Consider the following 26,272-nt stretch of genomic DNA (forward strand, 5'->3'; position numbering starts at 1 on the left):
GCTGCACTCCTCGTTAGAGTTCAAACAATATGCCTAATAGGCATAACGAAGCTTGAGCTCTTGAGGATGCGGGTTAAGGTACACTTGATTTTCAATGTAAGGCGTTGGAAACTCACGCAGATAATGGTTAATCAGCGTCATCGGCACTAAGATTGGTTGCAGTCCTTGGTTGTATTTAAGGATTGATTCAGCAAGTTCCGCTTTTTGCGGACTTGATAAATGCTTTTTAAAATAACCTTGGATATGCTGCAGCGCACTGGTGTGATTTTTACGGGTCGCTTTAATCTTTAAGATCTGCATAAAGCCGGTAAAATAAATGTCTGCAATCTTTTCTAGATCGCCGCTCATATCCGCGAGCAAAGGGCCTAGTTCGCGATATAACTTTGGATTATGGGCCATCAGCATGTATTTGTAGCGCGCGTGGAAATCTAAAATATTACTCTTGGTTAAACCTGACGCTTTTAGCATATGCCAATCATGGTAGGCATAAACTCGGGTGAAAAAGTTTTCACGGATAGGTAGATCATGTAAACGCCCTTCTTCCTCAACTGGAAGCAGCGGGTAACGCTCCATCAATTTTCGAGCATAAACACCAATGCCCGATTTCCAGCCATTGTTAGTGCCATACTTGTACTCAGTGACTCGCTCCATGCCACAGGTTGGCGACTTAGCACATAAAATGTAGCCTCCTAAGAAATCTAACTGCGCGACTTTTTTATCACTAAACTCATGGAGTTTGTCGGTAACATCAACCGAACCATCGGCACTTTTGACAAAGATAATATCGCCATCTTTTTCAAGACGGATTGATTTACGCGGCGCTCCCATGCCTATGGCCATTTCAGGACACACTGGCACATAATCGAAATGTTCGGCTATCTCTTTGCGGCAATAACTTGAAGCCTTATGACCACCGTCAAAACGCACTTTCTCGCCGAGTAAACAGGCACTAATACCGATCTGGATTTTATCTGGATTAAATTGGCTCATAGTCATAATACTCCCTTATAGACTGTTCAATACGCCACATACTTGTACAAGGATCACTTTTTTGTACAAGTTTTAATTTAGTCCAAATTCAAATCGCTTTCTAGTTGCTTTTAAACATAAAAAAAAGCCAGTTTAGAACTGACTTTTCAATGTATTAATGAATAAAACGCTTATCGTGTTTTATTGGCAAACCGCTCTAATCCCCACACCAGAAGAATACCGCCAAGCATTGCAATAACCGCATATAACAGTAGTGATGGCTGACCGGTGATTTGCTCATACTGCATAGGAGACAACACACGCTCATCAAGTGGTACAATTTCGCCTTTAGAGTTTTCACGGAAAGTCAGTACTTCTTTCCATGGCCAGATTTTACCAAGTGTACCCAGCATTAATCCGGTTAAAAAGACTAACGTTGCATCGTGGAACTTACGCAGCAACGCCGATAATACATGGCTAAAACAAAGGATACCGATCGCAGCACCTGCGGCAAAAGTTGCCATAATGCCCAGTTCAAAATTCTTAACCGCACCGATTACTGGGGTATATAAGCCCAGTAATAACAAAATAAAACTGCCAGAAATACCGGGTAAGATCATTGCTGTAATCGCGATACAGCCACCTAAGAATACATTTAAGTAAGTCATCTCAAGCGCAATTGGGTTGAGCATGGTGATGCCCCAAGCAAACACTACGCCTAAAGCAAATAAAGCTAAACGCGCGAGAGTAATGCCTTTAACCTGCTTAAGCATATGGATGACTGAGATGACAATTAAACCAAAAAAGAACGACCACACAGGGATTGGGTGAGTGTCGAGTAAATAAGTGATTAGCTTGGCTAAGGTCAAAATACTCGTCAAGATCCCACCAAAAACACAGACTAGAAATGGACCATTAATATGCATAAATGCCGCTTTAATGCCTTTTTCTTTAATCACTCCAAATAGAGACGGATTAATCTTCTTAATGCTTTCAAGCAGTGGGTCTAAAATCCCTGTAATAAATGCGATTGTACCGCCAGATACACCTGGGACCACATCTGCAGCGCCCATTGCCATCCCCTTGAGGTAGGTCTTTAAATAATTCACTTTATTCCTTAATTTACTGAGATGTTTTAATCGGCCGAAATTATACGTGCCACTTCCTCTAAAAAGAAATGAAATACAGTTTAATTTTCTGCACACGGAATAATCGATGCTAGCAATCAATGTTAATTCAATGTTAACCTCATCCGACCAGTTGCGCGACTAATTATAGTTCCAACTTTGAATAGGATACGAGCCTTAAGCTCACAACAGCGAATAACCAAAGGACAAACAGCAGATGAGCAATACTAATAATAAGCCCACTAAAGTCATGTCACTGTATAACCGAGTCACCAAGCTGCCTTTTGGCAACAAGATTTTCTCTATTATGGTGAGCCGTATGGCGCCTTATTTCGCAACAGTAAAACCCATGATTAGTGAATTAAATGTGAATCGCTGTGTGTGTTTAATCAAAAAACGTAAAGCGGTACACAACCACATCCAAACTGTACATGTGATTGCTATCTGTAACGGACTAGAAATGGCGATGGGTGTGATGGCTGAAGCGTCTATTCCTAACCATTTAAGGTGGATCCCTAAAGGCATGAGTGTTGATTATACCGCTAAAGCTGGCAGCGATATCACCTGTATTGCCGAAGTGAAACCTGAGCAATGGGTGCCCGGTGATATGCTGGTTGAAGTTAACGCTTATGACACCGACGGCGTAGTGGTTGTGAAAGGAACAATCAAGCTGTGGATCTCTGAAAAACCAGCGAAAATATCAACCTAGAGTAAGCATAGTCACTTGCTAATAAAAATATCACTTGTCGGTTAGCGGATTCCTGCTATTATTTCGATTATTATAGAAACATACTTATTGGTTGAGAGTTAGCATATGGATACTGAAATTGCAGCAAAAGCTTTAAAAGAGCTAGGCCACCCCACCCGCCTGACGTTATTTAGATGTTTAGTTAAAGCTGGCCATAAAGGCTTGCCTGTTGGGCATTTGCAAGAAAGCTTACAGATCCCTAATTCAACTCTATCGCACCATCTAGCAAGCTTAATGTCGGCAGGTTTAGTTAAACAACACCGTGAAGGTCGAGTATTACACTGCATTCCTCAGTTTGATTGCTTAGAAGGCCTTATTCAGTTTTTACAAGAAGAGTGCTGCTCAGACGAGTCTTGTTAATTATCCTAAATCTTAGATACATATCTAACGCGGGTGAGCCATTACACATGAACCATTGCGCATGGCCCATTCGCTGAATGCATATGCTCTGTTATCGTATCAATCACTATTAAAGCTAACATAAATGTCGCAAATCGGTGTTATAGAGAGTTGGGATGATGCCAAAGGCTTTGGCTTTATCCGCTGCAATAATCTCAAACAGCAGGTATTTATCCATATCTCCGCATTTAATACTAAGCTCAGACCTGTTGCAGGTGACTCAGTAGAGTTCGACCTAGTCAATAAACGCGGTAAAGTGCATGCTGAAAATGCTCGCTTACTCAAATCCAGTGCTACACAAAAGATAGCTCAAGGCAAAAAGACCAAAGCATCCAATAAAATCAAAACCTCATCTAACCCGCTAATACTCCTTATCGCAGTCAGCTTTATTGGAGTATTCGCTCTGGCTTACTCATTAGCAATTTTGCCGCTATGGCCATTTGTGTATATCAGCATAATCAGTCTGATGACTTTATTGACCTTTGCATGGGATAAACGTGCCGCCAGAAACAACAGCTGGCGCATAAGCGAAGCAAGATTGCACCTATTAAGCTTACTCGGCGGCTGGCCAGGAGCATTACTGGCGCAGCAATGGCTAAGACACAAATCAGCTAAAGGTCGCTTTAAAGTCATACTTTGGTTAGCCATTATTAGCAATATAACCATCTGTGCAGGCTTAGTTTATTTCGCTGAGCAACAGCAGCTGATAAATATCAACTTGGCTTAATATTTACAATGCTGGCTCAGATTTACCTATGGTGAGGGATTCGCTATTATTAGCGGTCAAATCAAAACAAGGTGTCTCAATAATGAAAGTGGTTTTAGCTGTTGTAGTGATTGCATGTGTGGTGTTTTACTTCTTTACCTCAATGAACAACCAAAAAGCGGCCAAAGAAAATATCGCTTTAGGCAATGCATTCCTTGCCGAGAATAAACTAAAAGACGGCGTAACAACCACAGTATCAGGCCTACAGTATCAAGTACTTGAAGCGGGTACTGGCACAGTACATCCAAAGGCTAGCGATACCGTTACCGTGCATTATCATGGCACCCTAATTGATGGCAGTGTATTTGACAGTTCAGTTGAGCGTGGCGAGCCAATTGCCTTCCCGCTTAACCGTGTGATTAAAGGTTGGACTGAAGGCGTACAGCTAATGATTGTTGGCGAAAAAGCCCGTTTCTTTATTCCAAGTGAACTTGCCTACGGTAATCGTAGTGCTGGTAAGATTGGCGGTGGTTCAACCTTAATCTTTGATGTTGAATTGATCAGTATCGACTAACACTGATTTATTGATTCTAAAAAACAAAGCCCGAATGGATAACCATGCGGGCTTTTTATTTGATACTGGCAACAGCGTTTTTTTAGTCAAATAAACCTCGTTACTGATAAAGAGGCAAACAACTATACGCTTAGATTATGCTTGGGTTACGCTTCGTAACCAAATGGGTCATCGATTGAGTGCGCAGGCTTAGTGAACCATACTGGGCCTGTTTCACTCATATACTCTTGTTTAAAATCAGGGTCTTCATGGCGCACACCGAATTCCCCTGATATACATCGCGCTTCTTACACAAAAAAATGCCTCGTTACTGATAACGAGACATTGCAAATATTACGCTTCGTAACCAAATGGGTCATCGATTGAGTGCGCAGGCTTGGTGAACCATACAGGGCCTGTTTCACTCATATACTCTTGTTTAAAATCAGGGTCTTCATGGCGCACACCGAATTCCCTTTATATACATCGCGCTTCTTACACAAAAAAATGCCTCGTTATTGATAATGAGGCATTGCAAATATTACGCTTCGTAACCAAATGGGTCATCGATTGAGTGCGCAGGCTTAGTGAACCATACTGGGCCTGTTTCACTCATATAGAAGTGGTCTTCATGGCGCACACCGAACTCGCCCGGTACACATAACATAGGTTCATTACTGAAACACATACCCGCAGCAAGAGGAGTATGGTCGTTAAGTACTAAATACGGCCATTCATGGATATCAAGGCCGACACCGTGACCTGTGCGATGTGGAAGACCCGGTACATCATAGCCTGGACCAAAACCTGCCGCTTCCAGTACATCACGGGCTGCGCGATCAACGCTGGCACACGTAGCGCCAATTTGCGCCGCTTCAAAACCTGCTATTTGCGATGCTTGCTCAAACTGCCATAATTCACGTTGACGTGGGCTAGGCTCACCATAAACGTAAGTACGGGTAATATCCGAGTTATAACCGTATAACTGACAACCGGTATCAATCAATACGGTGTCATTTAGCTCTAGTGCTTTAGGTGATTTAACCCCATGCGGGTAGGCACTGTCCTCACCAAACAGCACGATACAGAAATATGAGCCTGCAGGAATACCCACTTTAATGTGCGCAGCATTGATAAAGGCTTCCACTTCACTGGTGGTAATGCCTTCATGCAAAATACGCGCAACGGCTTTGTGCACTTCCATGGTCATATCTTTAGCGCGCTGCAACAAACTCAGCTCAACCGCAGATTTAATCATGCGGCAACCAGCTGTTACTGGCTTAGCGTTAACATAGTTATACTGCGGATGCGCTTGACGCATGCCATCAAAGATAAAGAAAGCAGCAGATTCATCGATGCCGATATCACCGGCTGTAATTCCCATGTTGGCTAATACATTGCCAAAAAGTGCAAATGGGCTTTCATCTTCTTGCCAAGTATTTACTTTGCCGCCAATGACCATGTAACCATTTAAGGTATCAACCTCAAAGGCTGGCGCTATGTATTCAACATCGCCCTTTGCAGGAAGGATTGCACCTACCATGCGCTCGCTAGCGTACCAGCGCGTGCCAGTGTAATAGTAAAGGTTAGTGCCTGCGTTTAGGTAAATGGCAGCAATTCCCTGCTCGCTCATGATGGCTTGCGCCTTGGCGATACGAGCTTGGTACTCTTCACGACTAATAGGCTCTGCACCTTGAGTCATATCTGTTAACTTTGCTAATTCCTGCTCTGCGGTAGAACCGCCAACACCTATGGTCATATACTTACCTTTCAAATTTGATTATTTATATTGTCATGCAGCCACTACTTAAAAGTAGTTTCCACAAGCGCCATATTTACAATGGCTCATGGTATGCCACACTTTCTAGCATAAAATATACAATCAGTCAGTAACTAATAGGGAAAAGTGCAAATAATTGTCGATGGTCGCGAGTTATATGTTGAGTAAAAGTGGCTTATTAGGCGATAAAAAACACCTGAATTAGCAATCAGAGCTTTTACATTGAGGCAATAAAAAGAGCAACGTCCTTGATGAAGGTTGCCCTTTTTATTTAATGGCTTACTATTTTAAAATTACTTATTCAGCATCACTTTAAGACCGCGGCAAACCATGGTTTCACGGTCATCAACACGGTTAACCTTTACCTTTGCCATAGGAATGGGTAATGCCATCTCTTTAATTGCAGCAACACACGCTTGGTAATAATGCGGGTTATCCATCAAACTACCCGCTAAGTAGATATGGGATGGGTTAAACAGATTAACCACCCAAGCTAAACTTTGGCCGATGTAACTGCCTGCACGTGCAATATCTTCATTGCGGGTCCAATTACGACGCTTAATCGCAGCGCCACTGGCTAGTTGCTCAAGACTAAACTCGCCAGACTCAGTCATCATACGACAATGCCCTAACTCGCCAGCCATACCTGATGCACCAGTGAATGGAATACCGTTTACCGCGATAGACATACCAATACCCATATCGCACATAACAAGTAACTCACAATCTTGCTTACTGTCCATTAATGCTTGCAGACCAGCATCGCTGTCATTAGCAATAATAATCCGTTTTGCTTTGGTGAATAGATCATCAACACTCAAGCCTTTTAGCCCAGGCAGTGATTGGCAGGACACCAATTGCTGCGCTTGCACTAACCCCGGAACGGCTATGCCTAACCCGTAACCTTCTAAGCCGTAGTCTTGTTCTAATTCAGCGATCTGCGTATTTAAATTATTAATATTAAATCCGTCTGTTATCGCTATTTTATATTGCTCTACTCGCCCTTGTGTTTCTATTTCAAATAAGGCTTTTGAACCACTAATATCGATTGTTAATGTTTGCACTTAGCACTCCCATGAGCATGGCTACACCACGACTAATCGCATCCTAACGACAAACAAAATTCTAACATAATAGAGACTTACACCATATAGCTGCTTAGATATTAACGACCTATAGAATATCGATTAACTGTAAACAATTCGATTAATTGAAATTTAAAACCAAGCTTTATCGCATTAATCACTCGACTTTGGCTAAAACGCTGACTAAACAACGTTGTTGATTTAAGGAACTGCAAACCTTTTTGTCCAGTTTGGTTCACACTAGCGACCTGCTAACTACACGGTTAATCCTATAGGGTGACTGCCATGCACTTGGCATTTATGCTAACCTCCGCCCTAAATTCGTACAAAAAGAAATAGCCTCGAGCTCAGTAACTTTCTAGCTTGAACGCTAATAATGGAGTTTGAATGTCAAATACTATTGCAGCACGCTTAACAGCCATCCGCAGCGAAATGGCTAAATTAAACCTAGACGCATTTATTATTCCAAGAGCTGATGAATATCTAGGTGAGTATGTTCCTGAACATAACGAACGTATGTTATGGGCCAGTGGATTTACCGGTTCTGCTGGCGCGATTATTGTCCTTAAGGAAAGCGCGGCAATCTTTGTCGATGGTCGTTACACAGTACAGGTTCGCCAACAAGTCGATGGCAGTTTATTCGAATACTTAAGCTTACATGATACCCCGCAAGCTCAATGGCTGATTGAACAGCTTGGCGCCAATGCGCAAGTTGGCTTTGACGCCCGATTGCATACCTTAGCTTGGTTTAATCAAACCCAAGCAGAGCTTGCTAAAGCGCAAATCACGCTAACTAAAGTTGCGCACAACCCTATCGATGTAAATTGGACAGACAGACCTGCGCCAACATCCGATCCTATTATGCTATTTAGCGAGCAAAGCGCCGGCCGTAGCAGTTTAGACAAGCGCACGACGATTGGCACGGATATCAAAGCACAGGGCGCTGATGTGGCAATTATTTCAGCATTAGACTCATTATGCTGGCTGCTCAACATACGCGGTAAAGACATTCCTTGTTTGCCAGTTGTACTTGGCACAGCATTGCTGCACGCCAATGGCGACATGGTGCTGTTCACCGACACCAAAAAGCTACCTGAAAATATCAACGAGCATGTTGGCACTGGCGTTAGCTTTAAAAATGAAGCAGAACTTGCTGCAGAGCTTGCCAAGCTAGAAGGCACAAAAGTGCTTGCTAGCCCAGATAACAGTAATGCATGGCTACAACTTACAGCGCAAGAAGCTGGCGCGCAGCTTATTGCCGGTAGTGACCCAGTAGCATTACCAAAAGCACAAAAGAATGCAGCTGAGCTTGCAGGTATCAAGGCGTGCCATATTCGTGATGGCGTTGCTGTTAGTCGCTTTCTTGCTTGGTTAGACCGCGAAGTTGATGCTAATCGGCTTTACGATGAAGCTGTACTGGCAGATAAGCTAGAAAGCTTCCGTTTAAGCGATCCTATGTACCAAGAGCCAAGCTTCGATACTATTTCGGCGACAGGCGGTAACGCAGCGATGTGCCACTACAATCATAACAATGGTACGCCAGCGCAGATGCAGATGAACAGCATCTATCTGGTTGACTCTGGCGCCCAGTATTTAGACGGCACAACCGACGTTACCCGCACTATCGCTATCGGTGATGTCACCGATGAGCAGAGAAAAATGGTGACTTTGGTATTAAAAGGCCATATTGCTATCGATCAAGCTAAGTTCCCTAAAGGCACCAGTGGTATGCAACTTGACGCGTTCGCACGCCAGTACTTATGGCAACATGGCTATGACTTTGACCATGGCACTGGCCACGGCGTTGGTCATTACCTCAGTGTGCATGAGGGACCGCAGGGCATAGCGAAAGGTCGCTCAAATGTGCCATTACTCGACGGCATGGTCTTGTCGAACGAGCCTGGCTACTACCGCGCTGAAGAATTTGGTATTCGACTAGAGAACTTAGTTGCCGTGCGTCCATGCGCTGCACTTGCCAACATTGAGCGTGAAATGTTTGAGTTTGAAGCGCTAACCTTCATTCCAATGGACTCACGTCTAATTGATAAACAGTATCTAACAGAGTCTGAGATTAATTGGTTTAACCAATATCATCAGCAAGTTAAAGACAAGCTAACGCCGTTTATGCAAGGTGAAGATTTAACTTGGTTAAATAAGGTCACAGCAGCCATTTAATTGCGTGTTTTGTTCCATAATTAAAGCAGCGCTTAAGCGCTGCTTTTTATTGCGTACTCGTTAGGCACAAAATTGCCAAAGCACAGGTTTTAATCTAATACCAGTCAGTATAAAAGTTTGCTATACTCCGCGGCCGCCATTTTAATGGTATTAGAAAATGCTAGCGTACCTGTTAGCAATTGAATTGTTGAACATAGGACTCCTCAATCATGAGATTTGAATCATTTAGTTTTGCTCCTGAGATTTTGCGTGCAATCTCTGAATGTGGTTATGAAAAAATGACACCAATTCAGCAGCAAGCCATCCCTGCCGTACGCCGCGGCCAAGATGTACTTGCTAGTGCGCAAACAGGTACGGGTAAAACGGCTGCGTTTGCATTGCCAATTTTACAAAAGATGCTTGATAACCCAAGCACTACCGGCCGCTCAAATGCACGGGCGTTGATCTTAACCCCAACCCGCGAGCTTGCAGCGCAAATTGCCGATAACGTTAATGATTACGCTAAGTACTTAGACATCTCTGTAGTCACCATTTTTGGTGGCGTTAAAATGGATACTCAGGCAACTAAGCTAAAGCGTGGCGCGGATATCATTATCGCCACTCCGGGCCGACTGCTTGAGCACATTGTGGCTTGTAACTTAAGCCTGTCTAACGTCGAGTCTTTAGTCCTAGACGAAGCCGACCGTATGCTAGATATGGGCTTTAGTGCCGATATTCAAAAGATTCTGCAAGCCGTTAATAAGAAGCGTCAGAATCTATTGTTCTCGGCAACCTTCTCAACTGCGGTTAAGCAACTAGCTAACACGATGATGGTTAAACCAAACGTGATTACTGCTGACAAGCAAAACACCACAGCGATTACTGTTAGCCAAGTGGTTTACCCAGTTGAACAGCGCCGTAAACGAGAGCTACTGTCAGAGCTTATTGGTAAGAAAAACTGGCGCCAAGTGCTAGTATTTACCGCTACTCGCGATGCGGCAGACAAGCTTGAAAAAGAGCTTAATCTAGATGGTATTCCAACTGCGGTTGTTCATGGTGAAAAGGCACAAGGTAGCCGTCGCCGTGCACTACGTGAGTTTAAAGAAGGTAAAATGCGCGTGTTAGTGGCAACCGAAGTTGCTGCACGTGGCCTGGATATTCAAGGCTTAGAGTACGTAGTTAACTACGACTTACCTTTCCTTGCTGAAGATTATGTTCACCGTATTGGTCGTACAGGCCGTGCAGGTAAATCAGGCGTCGCTATCTCATTTGTAAGTCGTGAAGAAGAGCGCACACTTGCTGATATCGAGAAGTTAATTGGTCAGCAACTGCGCCGTATTAGCATTCCTGGTTATGAAGTCGGTAGCCGCGATCTATTGATCAAACAGCTACAAAAACGCCGTAGCTTTGCTAAGAAACAGCAGCGTGTAGACAACGCTGGTGCACAGGTTATTGCAGAGAAGAACATGCAAGGTCGCCGCGTTAAAGTGAAGAATGCGTCACCAGCAAAGATTAAGAAGATAAAATAATCGCTGTACGGACACCGAATTATTTTATAAACAAAAAAGGCACCCAATGGTGCCTTTTTTGAACGTAACGTTTATTCCTTAAGCGGCGAAAGCAAATTGCGGCTTACGCGGTCTTGTCAAACACAAGCTCATTTTGCTTTTAAAAAGGAATAATAATGCTAAGAAATACCTTTGCAGTACTAGCGCTAATAATCAGCAGTGCTGCGCTAAGTCATGCAGCGAATGCTAAACCCATCGCCAGTGATGAACTCAATGTGATGCCGCTAATGAACGGCCAAACGATCCCTTCTACCAACCTAAAAGATCTTAACGATCGCACCATTGATATTGCCAAGATCACCCAAGGCAAACCAAGCGTGATCTTTTTCTACCGTGGTGGTTGGTGCCCCTTTTGTAATTCGCAAATGGGACAACTTAAAGCCATCGAGCCAAAACTCATTGAAATGGGGTTTCAGCTAATCTGCATATCACCCGACACGCCTGCCAAACTTAAACTGTCTATGACCGAACAAGAACTCTCATACACCTTACTATCTGACGCTAACCTTGATGTGAGTAAAGCGTTCGGTTTGGCCTACTTTACCAGTGAAAAAGTCACCAATCGCTACCTAAGTAAAATGAAGCTTGAAAACAAGCTTTGGCAAACACCAGAGGGCGAACAACGCTTAGTGTTACCTGTGCCTGCAGTCTACATTATTGATGGCAATGGCTTAGTGCATTTTCAATATGTTAACCCTAACTTTAGAGTACGCCCTGCACCGGAGCTCATCATGACAGCAGCAAGTTTAATTAAACAGTAAAAAGCTGCCCGTAAACCGACTAAAAGGATGTTTACGGGCTAAGTTAATTTCGCACTTGCCGCACATTAGGTATAATCACTTCGCCGTCATCTTTTATTACTTCCACGCGGCGGAGAATCAATGTCAGATATCACCTATAATCAAGCCGTTTTAGAATTCGCCACTGCTGGTTTAGCAGCACTAGCTGAAGCAAGCGCCAAAAGCAGCAGCGTCAGAACTCCTGCAGCAGAAAGCCACTTTCTATGTAGTTGGATGGTCACAGCATTAAAGCAGCGTACTTTCTCAAAGCTAGTCGCCGAAGACTTAACCTTGTGGATCCGCCAAGCTCGCAGCATGGGGGCTGGCGCAGAGCTAAAAACACTGCTTGAGAAGATTAAGGCGCAATATAGTTATATTAGCGACAAGCAAACAGGCTTAGGCGCTTCGATAAATAACATGATTGCTGATCTTGAGGCACTAGAGTGGCTAATCATTACCGATCAAGAAGTGACTAAAAAACTCAAACTTGATAGTGATGGCTGCAATAGCTTAATCATTTCAGATGATCAGTTCACTCAACGTATCGTCGGTGATGAGTTAATTAAACCTATCACTATTTTTGTGCGAGCAGATGAAACCTTACTGGCTAAAATCGCATTTCAGCATAACCTGCTATTAAGCCCTGGTAACAAAAAAGCCTCTTTAATTAAGCACCATAAAGCTTACCAAATTTGGCCTAGGAATGAGCAGCCAGCGTTGACAATATTGCAAGCCCTGCAAGCGTAAAGCCATAACTGCTAGTCACAACTTAAATAAAAAGGCCTGCTAATGCAGGCTTTTTTATGATTCTTATAAAAGTTATCTAAACTAATCATCTATCGGTGTTGCTTGCCAAACTCGACCTTTGCGTTTAACCAATACAACAAGGCTGCCTTCAGTAAATTCAACTTCAGTGTTCACTGGCTCAACAAATACATGATGTTCTTGCTGGTTTTTATCTACCACGATGGCAGCTCCTGGATAACCCAGCATTGCTCTTCCAAACTCAAGCTTTGCTACGCTACCGTTAAGATCTTCAATAGAGATAACATTAGAGATATTGCGCTGCAATCTATCAGCAATCGCAGCACCAAAGTAATGACAAGATAGTGCCATCAGAAACAATGCGAAAGGCAGGGAAACGAGCTGAGGTTGCAATACGAGCAGCCAACGCATAGACACAGCATTTATCACAAAACCCGCCATGCTAAAACTGAGTAAAGCTAACGCAAACCAAAGTAATACAGGCAAACGATTCATGCTAAGCCAACTAGCAAAACTCAGCATAACGCTAGAGTTCTTATTACTGAGCTCTATATTATCGACCACTTCTGCAGGGTGTAATAACCCGACAAGACTAGCGCCTATGACTAAAGATAATGTTTCAAGTAAACCAAAGAGCAGCACTAACCCTAACGAGATTGCGTAAGGTAAATTCTCTTGGCTCAACAAAAAGTCGACCATTAATCCTCCATGAATAAGTCAGTTGCACATCCCATACAACTTCATATAAGTCAAGCTTACATTTAACATTATGTTAACACAAAGAGGTGCGATAACAAGTAACAATACTTTTGATTATTAATGATTAACAGGCACTGTATCAAACACGACTTAATAACTCATTAAGTGTAGCCAATCCCCTCACTTTCTAAACTGATTAACATTGAGCCCCATTCGGATATTTAGCTGCTAGCACTTAGCTGCACTGTACTTACGTGCTAGCATAAAGCATATTTATCTTTTTATAGCCGATTGCATTATGAGCGCTAACAATAACCAGCACTACCTTACCCTTGCGAAACACTTTCAAAGCATTAGTCATTTTGAGCATTTAAGTGCCTTAGGAGATTGGGATCAAGCTACTATGATGCCAACTGGTGGTGGAGAAGCTCGTGGTGCTGCAATGGCTGAACTCGCAAAGCATATTCACAGCCTTAAAACGTCTCCTATGCTTGCAGAGACAATAGCCAAGGCTCAAGAGCTCACATTAACAGCCGAGCAGCAAGCCAATTTACGTGAAATCAATTATCAATATTTGCAAGCTAATGCTGTGCCAGCAGCTTTAGTCGAAGCCAAAACAAAAGCGGCCTACCATTGCGAACAAGCTTGGCGAGACCAGCGAAAAAACAATGACTGGCAAGGGTTTAAGCCAAACCTTGAACAGCTAATGAACCTAGTAAAAGAAGAAGCTGGTATTCGTGCAGAAGTGCTTAACGTTACCCCTTATGACGCCTTACTCGATAAGTTTGAACCGGGTATGACGACTGCTAGTATTGAAGCTATTTTTAACCAGGTGAAAAGCTGGTTGCCCGATCTAATACAACAAGTTCAAAATAAACAGGCATCAGAGCCAAGCTATGCAATTCCAGCGACAAGCGCAGAAAGCCAAGCTAAGTTAGGTCAACAGGTGATGCAAATTTTAGGGTTTGATTTTAATCATGGCCGCCTCGATATCAGCAGTCATCCTTTCTGCGGTGGTGTTGCCAGCGATGTTCGCCTAACCACCCGTTATGATGAAGCTGACTTCACTAGTGGCTTAATGGGAATTGTTCATGAAACAGGTCATGCTAAATATGAACAAGGTTTGCCGCTTGCTTGGCGTGGACAACCTGCAGGCCTTGCACGCTCAATGGCGCTGCATGAGAGTCAAAGCCTGTTTTGTGAAATGCAGGTTGGCCGTGGCAGTGGCTTTTTAAAGCTAATTCAACCTCACCTAAAAACCTTACTAGGTTGCGAGTTATCGCATCAGCAACTCACTAATATATACACTCGAGTCAAGCCCGGTCATATTCGAGTTGATGCCGATGAAGTAACCTACCCTTGCCACATTTTACTGCGTTTTGAAGCCGAAAAAGCCCTAGTGTCTGGTGAACTTGCAGTTGCGGATCTACCAGACTTCTGGTCTAGTCAGATGCAATCTTTATTAAGCATAAATACCGACGGCGATTACAAAAATGGCTGTATGCAAGACATACATTGGGCTGTTGGAGAGTTAGGTTATTTCCCCAGCTATACTCTGGGTGCAATGTACGCTGCCCAGTTTAAAAGCGCTATGGAAAGCCAAATTGGCAATGTGGAAAGCCTTATTGAGGCCGGCCGTCTTAATGATGTTATGCATTGGCTACAAACTCATGTTTGGTCGCAAGGTAGTCTACTAGAAATCAACGAACTTATGCGTCAAGCAACAGGTGAACCCCTTAATCCGGCTCATTTCAAGCATCATTTGGAAAGTCGTTACTTATAGCTGTTATACTATTATCAGCCCTGCTGTAGTTAGGCTTAGCAGGGCTAGAGAGACCCCTTTACTACAAGAGTAAAAATGATGACGCTACGATCCATTCAACCGTCTGACTGGCCATATATTCTCGATATTCAAATAGAATGCTATCCACAAATTGAACCCGAATCGCTCGAGGTATTACAAAGCAAATGGCTCACGTCGCCAGAAAGCTGCTTTGCCCTAACTTCTGAAGGTAGTGTTATTGGCTATTGTCTAGCCCACCCTTGGCATATAGATATGCCACCATCGCTCGAACAAGTATTGGGTACAATAGACCAAGCTAATACCCTTTATTTACATGATATAGCTCTATCAGCAAAGGCGCAGGGCAAGGGGTTGGGTAGCCTCGCATTAAAAGCACTTATCGAGTTTGCAGAGACGAATAACCTCAACACGATTTCTTTAGTCGCTGTGCAAGGCGCGCACCACTACTGGGGTAAACAAGGGTTTATTGCCAAGGCGATAAGTAAAGATCTTAGCGCCTATCCTGAAGATGCTCGCTATATGGTTTATACCTTATAGCCGAGATTTGGTATCATAGACCTACTTACATTAGAGATGCTAAAAATGGCAACCAGAATTACTTACAAATTTAAAAACCAAGCAAAAGAAATTAACTTTGCTTATGACAAGTTTCACGATATTTACGAAGCGGTTGCCGCAGCGGAAGGCGTTGATTTAACTCGATACCTGATGATGGAGCAACAAATTGCAATGACCTCAAAAGGCTCGTCGGCAGTTAAAGATTTTCGCGCTAAAGAGTTCGCTCGCTTTGGCTTTAGCGACATCTACTACCATAAAGATGAACCGAAAAAGTCATAATCAATAAGCCTGCAGCAGTTATCACCATCCAATAAACCTAATAAAAAGTGATATAAATGACGACTTCATATTTGCCAAATAACGAACATGCCAACTTTCCTCGTGCCGGTTTTTTTAAACGATGCGGTGCGATAATTTATGATCTATTACTTGCCGTAGCTGTATATATGGTTGCTGGCGCAATTGGTTTTGGCATATTCATAGCGTTAACGTCCAGCGGCTTAATCGATATGGCAGGGTTTGAGCATGTTTCTGACTTGCTTAATAATACTCCGCTTTATAAAGGCATTTATCAGTTCTGGATTGCCCTATGTGTCGGTCTATTTTATATCAGTTTTTGGAGCTATGGCGGACAAACCTTAGGAATGCGAGCATGGCGCCTTAAAATCCAACATCCAAACGGCCAAAACCTAAGTATGGTGACTGCAGCTGCAAGACTTGTATGGTCATTACTGGGAATAGGTAATTTGTGGATTTTGATTAACGGCGACAAGCTAGCGCTGCAAGATATGATGACTCGCTCAGAAGTGGTTGAACTATCTAAAGAAGCGAATCAGATGCGTAACTGGCGTGGTATATAATCAAATTTAACTTTTTGACGCTCAATAAAGAGTGAATTAAAAGTATTAAAAAAGCCAATAAGCAACGGCCTTAACCTCGTACTTATTGGCTTTTTTGTACCTTTAATTTAATGCAATTGGTATTATTTTCTTATGTAATACAAAGCACCAACACTAAAGATAAACGCTGGCATACCGGCACTAATAAAGGCAGGTAAACCATATACGATACTCAATGGACCAAAGATTTCGCTACAAATATAGAAGCTAAAACCAGCGACTACACCCAATAAAACCCTTGCGCCCATAGTCACAGTTCTAAGCGGACCAAACACAAATGACAAAGCCACCAACATCATCACTGCGACAGTAACAGGCTGCATTAGCTTACGCCACAGCGCTAACTCATATCGTTCAGCGGCCTGATTATTGCTCTTGAGGTAATCTAAATAATCTAATAGTCCCTCAATGGATAGCGCTTCTGGTTTAACAGAAACTACACTGAGCTTTTCAGGAGTCAGAGATGAGATCCATCGGTCTTCTTCAAGATTGACCAGTACAACTTGCTCATTCTTGAGGGTCGTTCTGCGTACATCTTTGAGTAACCAATAGGTATCTTTGTATTCTGCAGAGTTAGCGTGCACCGTACTGGTTAGATTAGTCGTGTCATCAAACTCATAAAGAGTAATATCACGCAGATTATTAATGTCGGCAGCGCCACCGATATTGACGAATAAGGCACCATCTTTAGCCCAAATGCCGCGGTTAGAGTCAATTAAACTGCCACCTGATACATTGGTTCTCTTGATCTCTTTTGCCCGCAATTCTGCAACTGGGGCAACCCACTCCGTTAGCATCATCACCAAAATCATCAAGGGAATGGCAGTTTTCATCGCTGACATAGTAATTTGTAAGCGTGATAAACCCGCCGACTGCATTACAACTAGTTCAGAGTTAGATGCCAGCATCCCCATACCAATCAAGGCGCCAAGCAACACCGCCATAGGGAAAAAAAGTTCAATGTCACGCGGAATTAAAAACAGTACATATACTGCAGCATCCATCATGGTATAAGTGCCACGACCAACCACACGCAGTTGGTCAACCCACTTAATAATGCCTGACAAGCCTGTTAATACTAATAGCGCTAATGAAGAGGTGCTAATCAGTACTTTAGCGATATAAATGTCTAATATTTTCATGCTTTAGCCGCCTTGTTACGCTTGAACAAGCCTGACAATTTAGCGCCAAACGGACGCTCTTTACCTAATAGCAATATCCCTATGGCAAGCGCGGACGCATGGATCCACCACATCCCAAGATACTGAGGAATGACGCCATCTTCGAGCGATTTACGCCCAGCAACCATCAGACCAAAATAGCCTAAGTACAGTAAAATAGCTGGGAACATCTTAGCAAACTTACCCTGGCGGTTATTCACTCGCGCCATAGGTACCGCAATCAAGGTCATCAATGGAATTGCTAAAGGAATTGCTAAACGCCAATGGAACTCAGCAGTTGCTTCTGGACTATCGATTTTCATCAACTCGCCAATCGGCATTGCGGACAATTTACGACGGCGCTCATCAACAGCCTGCTCTTTAATCTGCATTTGATAGCCACCAAACTCTACAACTTGGTAGTCAACACGCTTAGGGTTACCTTGATATTGCACACCGTCTTCAAGCTGTAATCGCTGACCACCAGTCCCGTCTTCAACCACTTTACCTGAACGTGCTACAACCACATTGGCAACACCAGTTTCGTCATCTGGTTCAGGTAACTGTGCCACAAAGACTTTATCTAATTTATTGTCACGTCCAATACGCTCTACAAATAACACTGCGCGGCCATTAGGACTGGTCTGGAATCGACCTTGGGTAAGTGCAGCAAGCCCCGCCTCAGACTTAGCATGCTCAAGCACTTGGTTTTGCTGTTCTTCTGCCCATGGCGCTACATACACCGACAAAAACAGTGTAAACACCATATTAATGACAGCAAGCAGTAAGGTCACTCGCGTGATATACCATTCACTAATGCCTACACCGTGAAAAATAACCATCTCATTTTCGGCATACATACGCCCATGGGCTAATAAAATACCCAAAAATAGACTTAGCGGTAAAACCAGGACGGTAAGAAACGGCATGTTAAGACCGAGCAAGGTCATAACAAGAGAGGCTGGAAACTCGCCATCAGAGGCATCAGCAAGCACACGCACAAAATGTTGGCTAATAAAAATAGCTAACAGCACTAAAAGTACCGCAATTTGCGCTTTCAAAACTTCTCGAATCAGGTATCTAAATACAATCACAGTGAGGATCCGGTCTCCAAACGTTCATTTATGCTGGTATCAATACAACTTTCATGTAGACTGTCTACTTTTAGTAGTTTTGTTACCAACAAGTACATAACATGGCCAGGGAAAACACCTGAAAAGAAAATTATAGGGTGCGCCATATTTTGGCCCTTTTTGGGCACAAGCAGACATTATCTAATAAATAATAAAATTTGTCTTTAAGAATCTAGGAGAGCTCATGGAGTTTAGCGTAAAGAGCGGCAGTCCAGAGAAACAACGCTCAGCTTGTATCGTCGTAGGTGTATACGAACCAAGACGCTTGTCCGGTATCGCCGAACAGTTAGATAAAATCAGTGAAGGCTATATCAGCAATTTACTTCGTCGTGGTGATTTAGAAGGTAAGCCAGGCCAAATGTTGTTGCTTCACCATGTACCTAATGTACTAAGCGAACGTGTTTTGCTAGTCGGTTGTGGTAAAGAGCGTGAGCTTGATGAACGTCAATACAAACAAATCATCACAAAAACCATCAACACTCTAAATGAAACTGGTTCAATGGAAGCTGTCTGCTTCCTAACTGAGTTACATGTTAAAGGTCGCGACACATACTGGAAAGTACGTGAAGCTGTTGAAACAACACAAAACAGCCTATACAGCTTCGACGCATTAAAAACCCGTAAAGGTGAAACTCGTCGTCCACTGCGTAAACTGGTATTTAATGTACCGACTCGACGTGAGCTAACTGTTGGTGAGCGTGCTATTGAGCACGGCATGGCAGTTTCTTCAGGCATGCATCTTTGCCGCGACGTGGCCAATATGCCACCAAATATTTGTAATCCAGCTTACCTAGCATCACAAGCACGCCAAATTGCTGAAAACACTGAAAACCTAACCGTTACAACGATTGGTGAAGAGCAGATGGAAGCCTTAGGTATGAATTCATACCTTGCGGTTGGACGTGGTAGTGATAATGAGTCAGTGATGACCATTATGGAATACAAAGGTGCAGTGGATAACACTGAAAAGCCAATTGTATTGATTGGTAAAGGCCTAACATTTGACTCTGGTGGTATTTCACTTAAGCCTGGCGAAGCCATGGACGAAATGAAGTATGACATGGGCGGCGCAGCCGGTGTTATAGGTGCGATGAAAGCATTATGCGAAATGCAACTGCCTATTAATGTAATTGGTATTTTAGCTGGTTGTGAAAACATGCCATCGAGCAATGCTTATCGCCCGGGTGATATTCTAACCACTATGTCAGGCCAAACTGTTGAAGTACTAAATACCGACGCAGAAGGTCGCTTAGTACTATGCGATGTACTCACTTACGTTGAGCGCTTTGATCCTGAATTAGTTGTTGATACAGCCACTTTAACTGGGGCTTGTGTTATTGCCCTTGGTAAGCACGCATCTGGCTTATTCTCTGGTCACAATCCTCTTGCACACGAGCTACTAAATGCTGGTGAGCAAAGTGGCGACCGAGCGTGGCGCATGCCGCTATGGGACGAATATCAAGAGCACTTGGAAAGCCCATTTGCCGATATGACTAATCTAGGTGGTCGTGCAGCAGGCTCTATCACTGCGGCTTGCTTCTTATCGCGCTTTGCTAAAAAGTATAACTGGGCACATTTAGATGTGGCGGGGACAGCTTGGAATAGTGGTGCAAACAAAGGCTCAACAGGACGCCCTGTACCTTTGTTAACGCAATTCCTAATTAATAGAGCGGGTGTTGAACAAGGTGAATAAGCCTTAATTCAAACCCTGTTGTAAAAGGCTAAACCTTTAGGTTTAGCCTTTTTTATATCTGAATCACTAACAACCTTGTAGCCGTTAAATAACCTAACTTGCTCGACAAACCCAAAACTTCAATTGATGTCAAAAAAAGATCAAAATTGAGATCTAGTTGACATTTTATCTGTGGCTAATTATCGACAGATATTTATTTACGTTTACAATACGCAGCATTCTCGCCGCAGCTGTTTCAACATCTCTCACCCGATAGAAAACAACGACCTCAGTAGCGCTAGGACATCAACGGTTGTCTCTTTCTAAGAGTCCAACCTGATAACTTCTGCCTGTGCGGATCACTTCTGAACACTCTTATGACTATAGAATCCAATTTAGGCTGCAATATGCGTCAGGCACTACTGCTATTAATTTTGTTTGTTTTTCCATTGTCTGGTAATGCGAATAGCGATACTGAAGGTACTTCGATACTAGATAACCAAGTAATCAACACCAACAAGGTTATTAAGGTGGGATACCCCGCACCCGACTGGCAGCCTTTCACCTATGTCAGTAAAGACCAAAAGGCTATTGGGTTATTACCTTCGTTGTTACAGGAAATTACTAAAAATGCTGGCTATGATATTGAAGTAGTGATCTACCCGAGCTACAAGCAAGTACTAGATGCTGTCAAACAGGGTAAGATTGATATTGTAATGGGCGCATCAAAAACCCCAGAGAGATCAACTTGGCTCAGCTTTAGTTCTTCGTTAATGCTTGTACCTAAAGCAGGCATAACCTATCAGCAAGACGACTTTAGCCTACTTAATTTACAAGGCAAGATAATCGCGACTGAAAAAGGTTTTGCGATCAATGAGCTGCTTAGAACCCACACTAACCAAGTTGAAATTGCCAACTTCCTTGATAGTCAACAAGCTTACAAATCAGTGTTAAATGGCACCTCAGACGCCTATATCGGTAATGCCATCACCCTGGACTATATACACACACATCAAGATGAATCGAATAACCTCAATATACATCTTATTAGTAATATGCCTTATGAAAGTCTCCACTTTGCAGGCCTGCACAGTAATGAATTATTGATCAATGAGCTCGATGATGCTTTAAAAGCAATTCCAGATGAGACTTTTGACAAACTATATGATGCTTGGTTAACCAGCTCACAAGTTAAGTACATATATCAAAGACAAGGTTTAAACCTTACTGAATCAGAACTAAATAGCATCAGACAAAAAGACACGATAAAAGTCCTTTACTCAGCTGACAACTACCCATTCGCTTTCACCAATAGTGACGGTGAAATGGACGGTATGAGTGCAGACCTATTAAAAGTCATCAGTACTAAGCTGGGGATAAAAATTGATGCAACTGAATTTCATGGCCAAGACATTGAAAAGTATTTAATTGAAAATGGTTTTGAACTGATCCCTGCCTATACCTGTGAATCTAACTCAATCAGCGAAGTACAGTGCAGCTCCGCTTATACGGAAGATCCTTGGATTGCGGTTGCAGCAACCAATTTATCTAAAATGCAGCTAAAGAGCAGCAAAAAAATCGGTGTATTGAGTAAACATGCACAGCAAGTCCAGGTTGAAACAAACTTCCCTAGCGCTGATATAACTGTTTATAACTCAACTAAGCATCTCTTAAATGCCGTTATCGCGGGTAAAGTTAACGTAGGGATTTTGCCGCTATCAATGTCCAGCAGTGTTATCAGCGAACGCTATTTCGGTCTGTTAAAAGTAATACCAGATCCGCTCGAACAACAAAAACGTTTGGTTAGCTTTGCCATAAATCAAAATAATCCTGTTTTATTATCTATTTTAAATAAAGCGAAAAACTCAATTGATGATGATGAGTTACAAGCGATCGCTCATAAATGGAATGATATAAGTATTAACTCTGACTTTTCATTCGAGAAAATCCCTACTTGGTTATTTCTAATCTTAGGTGGTGTTCTTACGGTTTTTTTCGTAATAGTCTATTCAAATAGAAAGCTAAAAAGTGAAATATCGCAAAGACATAGCGTTGAAAAAGAGCTGAGGCTTGTTAATAGTAACTTTGGTGGTATCGTTGCGCAACTTGTCCGCTATGGCGATGACATTGACGATATCTCTTGGAGCTATGTTAGTAGCAACATTGAAAAGTACCTTGGTCTTACACCTGAGCAACTCTATAAGAATCCGTCAATATTATTGGACTTCCTACGTCAACATGCCGACAACTACGAGTTTTTAAAGGATATTGATGTATCAAGATTCTCAGACTCCTTGTATACAACCCTCAAGCTAACAATCTCGGGGAAAACCTCTTGGTTCCAAGTAACAGGTGTCTGCACAAAAGTCAGTGCTAACAAACACTGGACCTACACGTTAGTCGATATCACATTAATCAAAGAAAAGCAGGCTGAACTTGATGAGGCTAGACTGTTAGCAGAATCAGCCACCGAGGCTAAATCACGCTTTTTAGCTATGATGAGTCATGAGATCCGTACTCCAATTAGTGGGATCTTAAGTTTGTTAGAGCTAATGGTTCCCCATCTCAATAGTAAAGATCTAGACGGGATCCATAAAAACCTTACCCATTCAGGCAACAACCTGCTTAACATCGTCAATGATGTATTGGACTTTTCAAAAATTGAAGCGGGTAAGCTAGAACTCAGTTTAGAGATCTGCCAGCTCAACAACTTCATATGTGAGTTAATACAACCTCATATTGCTCAAGTTGAAGCTAAAGGCCTTAAGTTTAAACTTTGGCTTGACCCCAAACTGGCGTATTCATTTACGTTAGATAACTTGCGACTCAAACAAATCTTAAACAACCTACTCAATAATGCGGCCAAGTTTACTACTGAGGGGGAGATTTGGTTATCGGTCGATCTTTTATCTGAAACCAACAGTGAACAAACCATAGGTTTTGCAGTAACCGATACAGGCATTGGTATTAGCGACGATAATATTGCAAAATTATTCCTTCCCTTTGAACAAGTAGATCTCAGTAGCGAACGCCGCTTTAGCGGTACCGGATTAGGTCTATCTATTTGCGAGCAACTCGTTAAATTAATGGGCGGCGAAATTGTTGTCACTAGCACTTATGGTCAAGGCAGTACTTTCCGCTTAAGCCTGACTTGCCCTATCGCGGCAGTTGCGGTCCCTACCCTAGTTAACAAACGCTACGGACTAATGCTAACCGATGAAAGCTGTTCTGATGTTCTAAATGCGTATCTCAAAAGCTGGCACTGTACACCTTATAACCTATCAGGTATTGAAAATAAGGCTGCACTGGCTAATTACGTTGCCAAAGCCGATATTGAACTATTGTTACTTCCTGAAAGTTGGTGCGAACAACAAGCACTTACTGCTAGTTGGGCTAAGCGTTGCCTACCTGACGTACAAATTATTCTACTTAAAAATCAGAGCTTATTGTCACCTGCACCAACAGACTTGGGCTGGAAGCTATCGATTAATCCCATACTTCCAGAACACTTATTACACTTAATCACCAAGCCGGAGTTTTTTGAATCTAAATATGCGAAAGTCGCTAACGACCAAAAGCCTTTGGTCACTCGTGAACAAGCCATTGCCGCTAACAAGCTCATTTTAGTTGCTGAAGACCACCCCATTAACCAAGATGTTATTCGGATGCAGCTTAGTAAGCTGGGGTATTTTGCCGATATTTATGACAATGGCCAACAAGCCCTGAATGCCTATCAGCAACGAGATTACAGCCTGCTACTTACTGATTGCCATATGCCTGAGCTCGATGGCTACGGCTTAGTTAGCGCTATTCGTAAACAAGAAAAACAGCAGGGTAAACGCCTTCCTGTTATAGCACTGACAGCCAATGCGATGTCGAGTGAAAAAGAGCGCTGCCATCAGTACGGCTTTGATGACTATTTAATTAAACCTGTCACCTTGATCCAATTGCAAAAAATACTCGATTGCCACCTAGTGCAAACCGCCCCGGTACTAATACAGCAATCTGATATTTATCGCGAAGCATCTTTAAGCGGCGAAACAAAAACAGGGTTAAAACAAATTATTGATATCGAAGCCTTAGAGGCTAATTTTGGTGATTTTGACCTATGCATTAACTTGCTTAAAAAGTTCATCACAACAAGCATGCAAGATATTGAACTGCTAGATACTGCAATCTCAAAGCAAGATTTTACCGCCACAGCTCTCAACGCCCACAAACTGAAAGGCGCGGCAGGTGTGATTGAGTGCGAACGTTTAGTCAAAAACTGTACAGAATTAGAAACCGCTGCCTCCGAACGTAAAGGCGCAGTGGTTCAGCAGCTATTTACTGAATTGAAATACCTAATGAGCCAGATCTCAGAACAGGTTGAGCAACTAAAATGAAAATCCTCCTGATTGAAGATCACCCGTTTCAACGAGACGCTATGATGATGCAACTTGAGCTCATCAATTTACCTAAACCTGCACAAATAAAAACTGCTGCTTCTGGTGTCGAAGCTCTGCACATAATGACAAGCTTTGCACCCGATGTACTTATCTGTGACTTGAAAATGCCGGAAATGGACGGGGTAACATTTTTAAGTCATATCAGTGAGCTAGCATTTAAAGGTTCAATTATCATCACCAGTGCCAGTAACCAGATAGTGCTCGATACCGTACAAAAAATGTGTATGAGTTATCATTTAAAAGTTATCGGGGCTATTAGTAAACCGGTTAAGATAAATATACTGAGAGAGCTGCTGCATCTTGCTTGGATTGAAAGCACCAATCCGACTAAATTTGTTTCTTCTCCATCAGAAAAAAGCAAAGTTTTTACAGAGCATGAACTAGAGCATGCACTTAAACAGGGGTGGATAAAGCCCTTTTTTCAGCCTTTAGTGGCACTAGATTCAACCCAATGGTTATACTGTGAAGCTCTGATTCGATTTGTCCATCCAGTTTTAGGCGTATTACCACCAGCAAGCTTTCTTCCTTTACTGAGAAAAATGCAAAAAGACGCTGAGCTAGCATTGATTAGCATCGAATATATATTGGCGCATCAACAACAACTTGCAGGGCGTCCAGTGGCAGTAAATATTACGCCAACCACATTGATGCATAACCACTTTGTTGATGATGTGCTCGCAATTGCAGACAAAAATCCGCAACTAAGCCAGAAAATTTATTTTGAAATAACTGAATCAGACGCGTTAGAAAATACCGGCAGAGCATTAGAATCGGCTTCTCGCCTCGCCATGCATGGTTTCAATCTATCTATCGATGATTTTGGTACAGGCTACTCGTCATTATCGCTTTTAGATACGCTGCCATTTGATACGTTAAAAATTGATATGAGCTTCATACGAGCAATAGAAACCAGTAATACTGCAGCTGCTATTGTAGAAGCCTGTTTACTCTTAAGCCGTCGCCTAAAGCTTGAGTCTGTGGCTGAAGGCGTCGAAACATTGGCTCTCTGGCATAGGTTACAATCCTTTGGCTGCACCTTAGCACAGGGTTACTATATTGCGGCGCCGATGCCTGTCGAAGCCTTGGTTCAGTGGCATCAAGAGTGGGAAATTAAAGCGGCAAAGAATCTACTTGCCATAGTCAGTAAGTAATATCTCGCCCTAACAATGAGGTACGCAACAGGCATACCTCATTCAGTTCTATGTGTAGCTCAATTCTATTCTGTAAGCCAGACAGCCCACAACTTCATTACTATGCTACTGAACC

Annotated in this window: 22 protein-coding genes; 15 read left to right on the top strand and 7 right to left on the bottom strand. The window is 42.7% G+C overall.

What is annotated here, in order from left to right; all coding sequences use genetic code 11:
- Positions 1 to 33: 33 nt before the first annotated feature.
- Positions 34 to 990 (bottom strand): YbgA family protein, encoded by a 957-nt coding sequence (locus L2747_RS03210; RefSeq protein ID WP_248997657.1) that lies wholly within the window; start codon positions 988 to 990, stop codon positions 34 to 36.
- A gap of 170 nt (positions 991 to 1,160) precedes the next feature.
- Positions 1,161 to 2,078, bottom strand: a complete 918-nt coding sequence (locus L2747_RS03215) for a polyprenyl-phosphate transporter (protein ID WP_248997658.1) — start codon at positions 2,076 to 2,078, stop codon at positions 1,161 to 1,163.
- A 235-nt stretch (positions 2,079 to 2,313) separates the two neighbouring features.
- Between L2747_RS03215 and L2747_RS03220 the strand changes: the two genes are divergently transcribed.
- From L2747_RS03220 to bamJ, 4 genes are all read left to right on the top strand, one after another.
- The gene (locus L2747_RS03220; RefSeq protein ID WP_248997659.1) at positions 2,314 to 2,805 is read left to right on the top strand and encodes a hotdog fold domain-containing protein; all 492 of its coding nucleotides are present in this window, start codon (positions 2,314 to 2,316) and stop codon (positions 2,803 to 2,805) included.
- Between the two features lie 105 nt (positions 2,806 to 2,910).
- The gene (locus L2747_RS03225) at positions 2,911 to 3,204 is read left to right on the top strand and encodes an ArsR/SmtB family transcription factor (protein WP_248997660.1); all 294 of its coding nucleotides are present in this window, start codon (positions 2,911 to 2,913) and stop codon (positions 3,202 to 3,204) included.
- Between the two features lie 124 nt (positions 3,205 to 3,328).
- Positions 3,329 to 3,970 (top strand): DUF1294 domain-containing protein, encoded by a 642-nt coding sequence (locus tag L2747_RS03230; RefSeq protein WP_248997661.1) that lies wholly within the window; start codon positions 3,329 to 3,331, stop codon positions 3,968 to 3,970.
- An 82-nt stretch (positions 3,971 to 4,052) separates the two neighbouring features.
- The gene (gene bamJ, locus L2747_RS03235) at positions 4,053 to 4,523 is read left to right on the top strand and encodes a BamJ family beta-barrel-assembly machinery protein (protein WP_248997662.1); all 471 of its coding nucleotides are present in this window, start codon (positions 4,053 to 4,055) and stop codon (positions 4,521 to 4,523) included.
- Positions 4,524 to 5,043: 520 nt separating this feature from the next.
- Here bamJ and L2747_RS03240 read toward each other — a convergent pair.
- Together L2747_RS03240 and L2747_RS03245 are read right to left on the bottom strand one after the other, a co-directional pair.
- The gene (locus tag L2747_RS03240) at positions 5,044 to 6,261 is read right to left on the bottom strand and encodes a M24 family metallopeptidase (RefSeq protein WP_248997663.1); all 1,218 of its coding nucleotides are present in this window, start codon (positions 6,259 to 6,261) and stop codon (positions 5,044 to 5,046) included.
- A gap of 314 nt (positions 6,262 to 6,575) precedes the next feature.
- Entirely contained in the window at positions 6,576 to 7,346 is a 771-nt protein-coding gene (locus tag L2747_RS03245; protein ID WP_248997664.1) for an ROK family protein, read from the bottom strand.
- A 408-nt stretch (positions 7,347 to 7,754) separates the two neighbouring features.
- Between L2747_RS03245 and L2747_RS03250 the strand changes: the two genes are divergently transcribed.
- The 4 genes from L2747_RS03250 to L2747_RS03265 all read left to right on the top strand — a co-directional run bounded on the left by L2747_RS03250 (position 7,755) and on the right by L2747_RS03265 (position 12,615).
- Complete coding sequence (locus L2747_RS03250; RefSeq protein ID WP_248997665.1) at positions 7,755 to 9,542, top strand: aminopeptidase P family protein; 1,788 nt, start codon at positions 7,755 to 7,757, stop codon at positions 9,540 to 9,542.
- A gap of 209 nt (positions 9,543 to 9,751) precedes the next feature.
- Positions 9,752 to 11,050 carry a DEAD/DEAH box helicase gene (locus tag L2747_RS03255; RefSeq protein WP_220779391.1) on the top strand — a complete coding sequence of 433 codons (1,299 nt, stop codon included), beginning with the start codon at positions 9,752 to 9,754 and terminating at the stop codon, positions 11,048 to 11,050.
- 155 nt (positions 11,051 to 11,205) lie between these two features.
- On the top strand, positions 11,206 to 11,850 hold the full coding sequence (locus tag L2747_RS03260) for a peroxiredoxin-like family protein (protein WP_248997666.1): 645 nt from the start codon (positions 11,206 to 11,208) through the stop codon (positions 11,848 to 11,850).
- A gap of 120 nt (positions 11,851 to 11,970) precedes the next feature.
- Positions 11,971 to 12,615 carry a DUF2913 family protein gene (locus tag L2747_RS03265; RefSeq protein ID WP_248997667.1) on the top strand — a complete coding sequence of 215 codons (645 nt, stop codon included), beginning with the start codon at positions 11,971 to 11,973 and terminating at the stop codon, positions 12,613 to 12,615.
- 81 nt (positions 12,616 to 12,696) lie between these two features.
- Here the strand turns inward: L2747_RS03265 and L2747_RS03270 are convergent, their stop codons facing one another.
- Positions 12,697 to 13,332 (bottom strand): OB-fold-containig protein, encoded by a 636-nt coding sequence (locus L2747_RS03270; protein WP_248997668.1) that lies wholly within the window; start codon positions 13,330 to 13,332, stop codon positions 12,697 to 12,699.
- Between the two features lie 298 nt (positions 13,333 to 13,630).
- Here L2747_RS03270 and L2747_RS03275 point away from each other — a divergent pair, with 298 nt between their 5' ends.
- From L2747_RS03275 to L2747_RS03290, 4 genes are all read left to right on the top strand, one after another.
- Entirely contained in the window at positions 13,631 to 15,115 is a 1,485-nt protein-coding gene (locus L2747_RS03275; protein WP_248997669.1) for a carboxypeptidase M32, read from the top strand.
- Between the two features lie 78 nt (positions 15,116 to 15,193).
- Entirely contained in the window at positions 15,194 to 15,673 is a 480-nt protein-coding gene (locus L2747_RS03280; protein WP_248997790.1) for a GNAT family N-acetyltransferase, read from the top strand.
- 45 nt (positions 15,674 to 15,718) lie between these two features.
- A complete protein-coding gene (locus L2747_RS03285; protein WP_248997670.1) occupies positions 15,719 to 15,973 on the top strand; it encodes a DUF2960 domain-containing protein in 255 nt (84 codons plus the stop codon).
- Positions 15,974 to 16,044: 71 nt separating this feature from the next.
- Entirely contained in the window at positions 16,045 to 16,554 is a 510-nt protein-coding gene (locus L2747_RS03290) for an RDD family protein (RefSeq protein WP_248997791.1), read from the top strand.
- A gap of 122 nt (positions 16,555 to 16,676) precedes the next feature.
- On the opposite strand, the gene lptG is transcribed toward L2747_RS03290, so the two are convergent.
- Complete coding sequence (gene lptG, locus L2747_RS03295; RefSeq protein ID WP_248997671.1) at positions 16,677 to 17,735, bottom strand: LPS export ABC transporter permease LptG; 1,059 nt, start codon at positions 17,733 to 17,735, stop codon at positions 16,677 to 16,679.
- Positions 17,732 to 18,847 carry an LPS export ABC transporter permease LptF gene (gene lptF / locus L2747_RS03300; RefSeq protein WP_248997672.1) on the bottom strand — a complete coding sequence of 372 codons (1,116 nt, stop codon included), beginning with the start codon at positions 18,845 to 18,847 and terminating at the stop codon, positions 17,732 to 17,734. The genes lptG and lptF overlap by 4 nt, the downstream gene beginning before the upstream one ends.
- 223 nt (positions 18,848 to 19,070) lie before the next feature.
- Here lptF and pepA point away from each other — a divergent pair, with 223 nt between their 5' ends.
- The 3 genes from pepA to L2747_RS03315 all read left to right on the top strand — a co-directional run bounded on the left by pepA (position 19,071) and on the right by L2747_RS03315 (position 26,157).
- Positions 19,071 to 20,579 carry a leucyl aminopeptidase gene (gene pepA / locus L2747_RS03305; RefSeq protein WP_248997673.1) on the top strand — a complete coding sequence of 503 codons (1,509 nt, stop codon included), beginning with the start codon at positions 19,071 to 19,073 and terminating at the stop codon, positions 20,577 to 20,579.
- 356 nt (positions 20,580 to 20,935) lie between these two features.
- On the top strand, positions 20,936 to 24,943 hold the full coding sequence (locus tag L2747_RS03310) for a transporter substrate-binding domain-containing protein (protein WP_248997674.1): 4,008 nt from the start codon (positions 20,936 to 20,938) through the stop codon (positions 24,941 to 24,943).
- A complete protein-coding gene (locus L2747_RS03315; RefSeq protein ID WP_248997675.1) occupies positions 24,940 to 26,157 on the top strand; it encodes an EAL domain-containing response regulator in 1,218 nt (405 codons plus the stop codon). Before L2747_RS03310 ends, L2747_RS03315 begins: the two co-directional genes overlap by 4 nt.
- The last annotated feature ends 115 nt before the right edge of the window (positions 26,158 to 26,272 follow it).

Origin of the sequence: Shewanella marinintestina (assembly GCF_023283845.1) — a bacterium.
Lineage (GTDB): Bacteria > Pseudomonadota > Gammaproteobacteria > Enterobacterales > Shewanellaceae > Shewanella > Shewanella marinintestina.

Coding starts and splice junctions, on each gene's coding strand:
- pepA (WP_248997673.1), top strand. CDS start 19,071: ATGGAGTTTAGCGTAAAGAGCGGCAGTCCAGAGAAACAACGCTCAGCT.
- lptG (WP_248997671.1), bottom strand. CDS start 17,735: ATGAAAATATTAGACATTTATATCGCTAAAGTACTGATTAGCACCTCT.
- L2747_RS03250 (WP_248997665.1), top strand. CDS start 7,755: ATGTCAAATACTATTGCAGCACGCTTAACAGCCATCCGCAGCGAAATG.
- L2747_RS03220 (WP_248997659.1), top strand. CDS start 2,314: ATGAGCAATACTAATAATAAGCCCACTAAAGTCATGTCACTGTATAAC.
- L2747_RS03230 (WP_248997661.1), top strand. CDS start 3,329: ATGTCGCAAATCGGTGTTATAGAGAGTTGGGATGATGCCAAAGGCTTT.
- L2747_RS03310 (WP_248997674.1), top strand. CDS start 20,936: ATGACTATAGAATCCAATTTAGGCTGCAATATGCGTCAGGCACTACTG.
- L2747_RS03255 (WP_220779391.1), top strand. CDS start 9,752: ATGAGATTTGAATCATTTAGTTTTGCTCCTGAGATTTTGCGTGCAATC.
- L2747_RS03240 (WP_248997663.1), bottom strand. CDS start 6,261: ATGACCATAGGTGTTGGCGGTTCTACCGCAGAGCAGGAATTAGCAAAG.
- L2747_RS03225 (WP_248997660.1), top strand. CDS start 2,911: ATGGATACTGAAATTGCAGCAAAAGCTTTAAAAGAGCTAGGCCACCCC.
- bamJ (WP_248997662.1), top strand. CDS start 4,053: ATGAAAGTGGTTTTAGCTGTTGTAGTGATTGCATGTGTGGTGTTTTAC.
- L2747_RS03275 (WP_248997669.1), top strand. CDS start 13,631: ATGAGCGCTAACAATAACCAGCACTACCTTACCCTTGCGAAACACTTT.
- L2747_RS03210 (WP_248997657.1), bottom strand. CDS start 990: ATGAGCCAATTTAATCCAGATAAAATCCAGATCGGTATTAGTGCCTGT.
- L2747_RS03260 (WP_248997666.1), top strand. CDS start 11,206: ATGCTAAGAAATACCTTTGCAGTACTAGCGCTAATAATCAGCAGTGCT.
- L2747_RS03270 (WP_248997668.1), bottom strand. CDS start 13,332: ATGGTCGACTTTTTGTTGAGCCAAGAGAATTTACCTTACGCAATCTCG.
- L2747_RS03315 (WP_248997675.1), top strand. CDS start 24,940: ATGAAAATCCTCCTGATTGAAGATCACCCGTTTCAACGAGACGCTATG.
- L2747_RS03265 (WP_248997667.1), top strand. CDS start 11,971: ATGTCAGATATCACCTATAATCAAGCCGTTTTAGAATTCGCCACTGCT.
- L2747_RS03285 (WP_248997670.1), top strand. CDS start 15,719: ATGGCAACCAGAATTACTTACAAATTTAAAAACCAAGCAAAAGAAATT.
- L2747_RS03280 (WP_248997790.1), top strand. CDS start 15,194: ATGACGCTACGATCCATTCAACCGTCTGACTGGCCATATATTCTCGAT.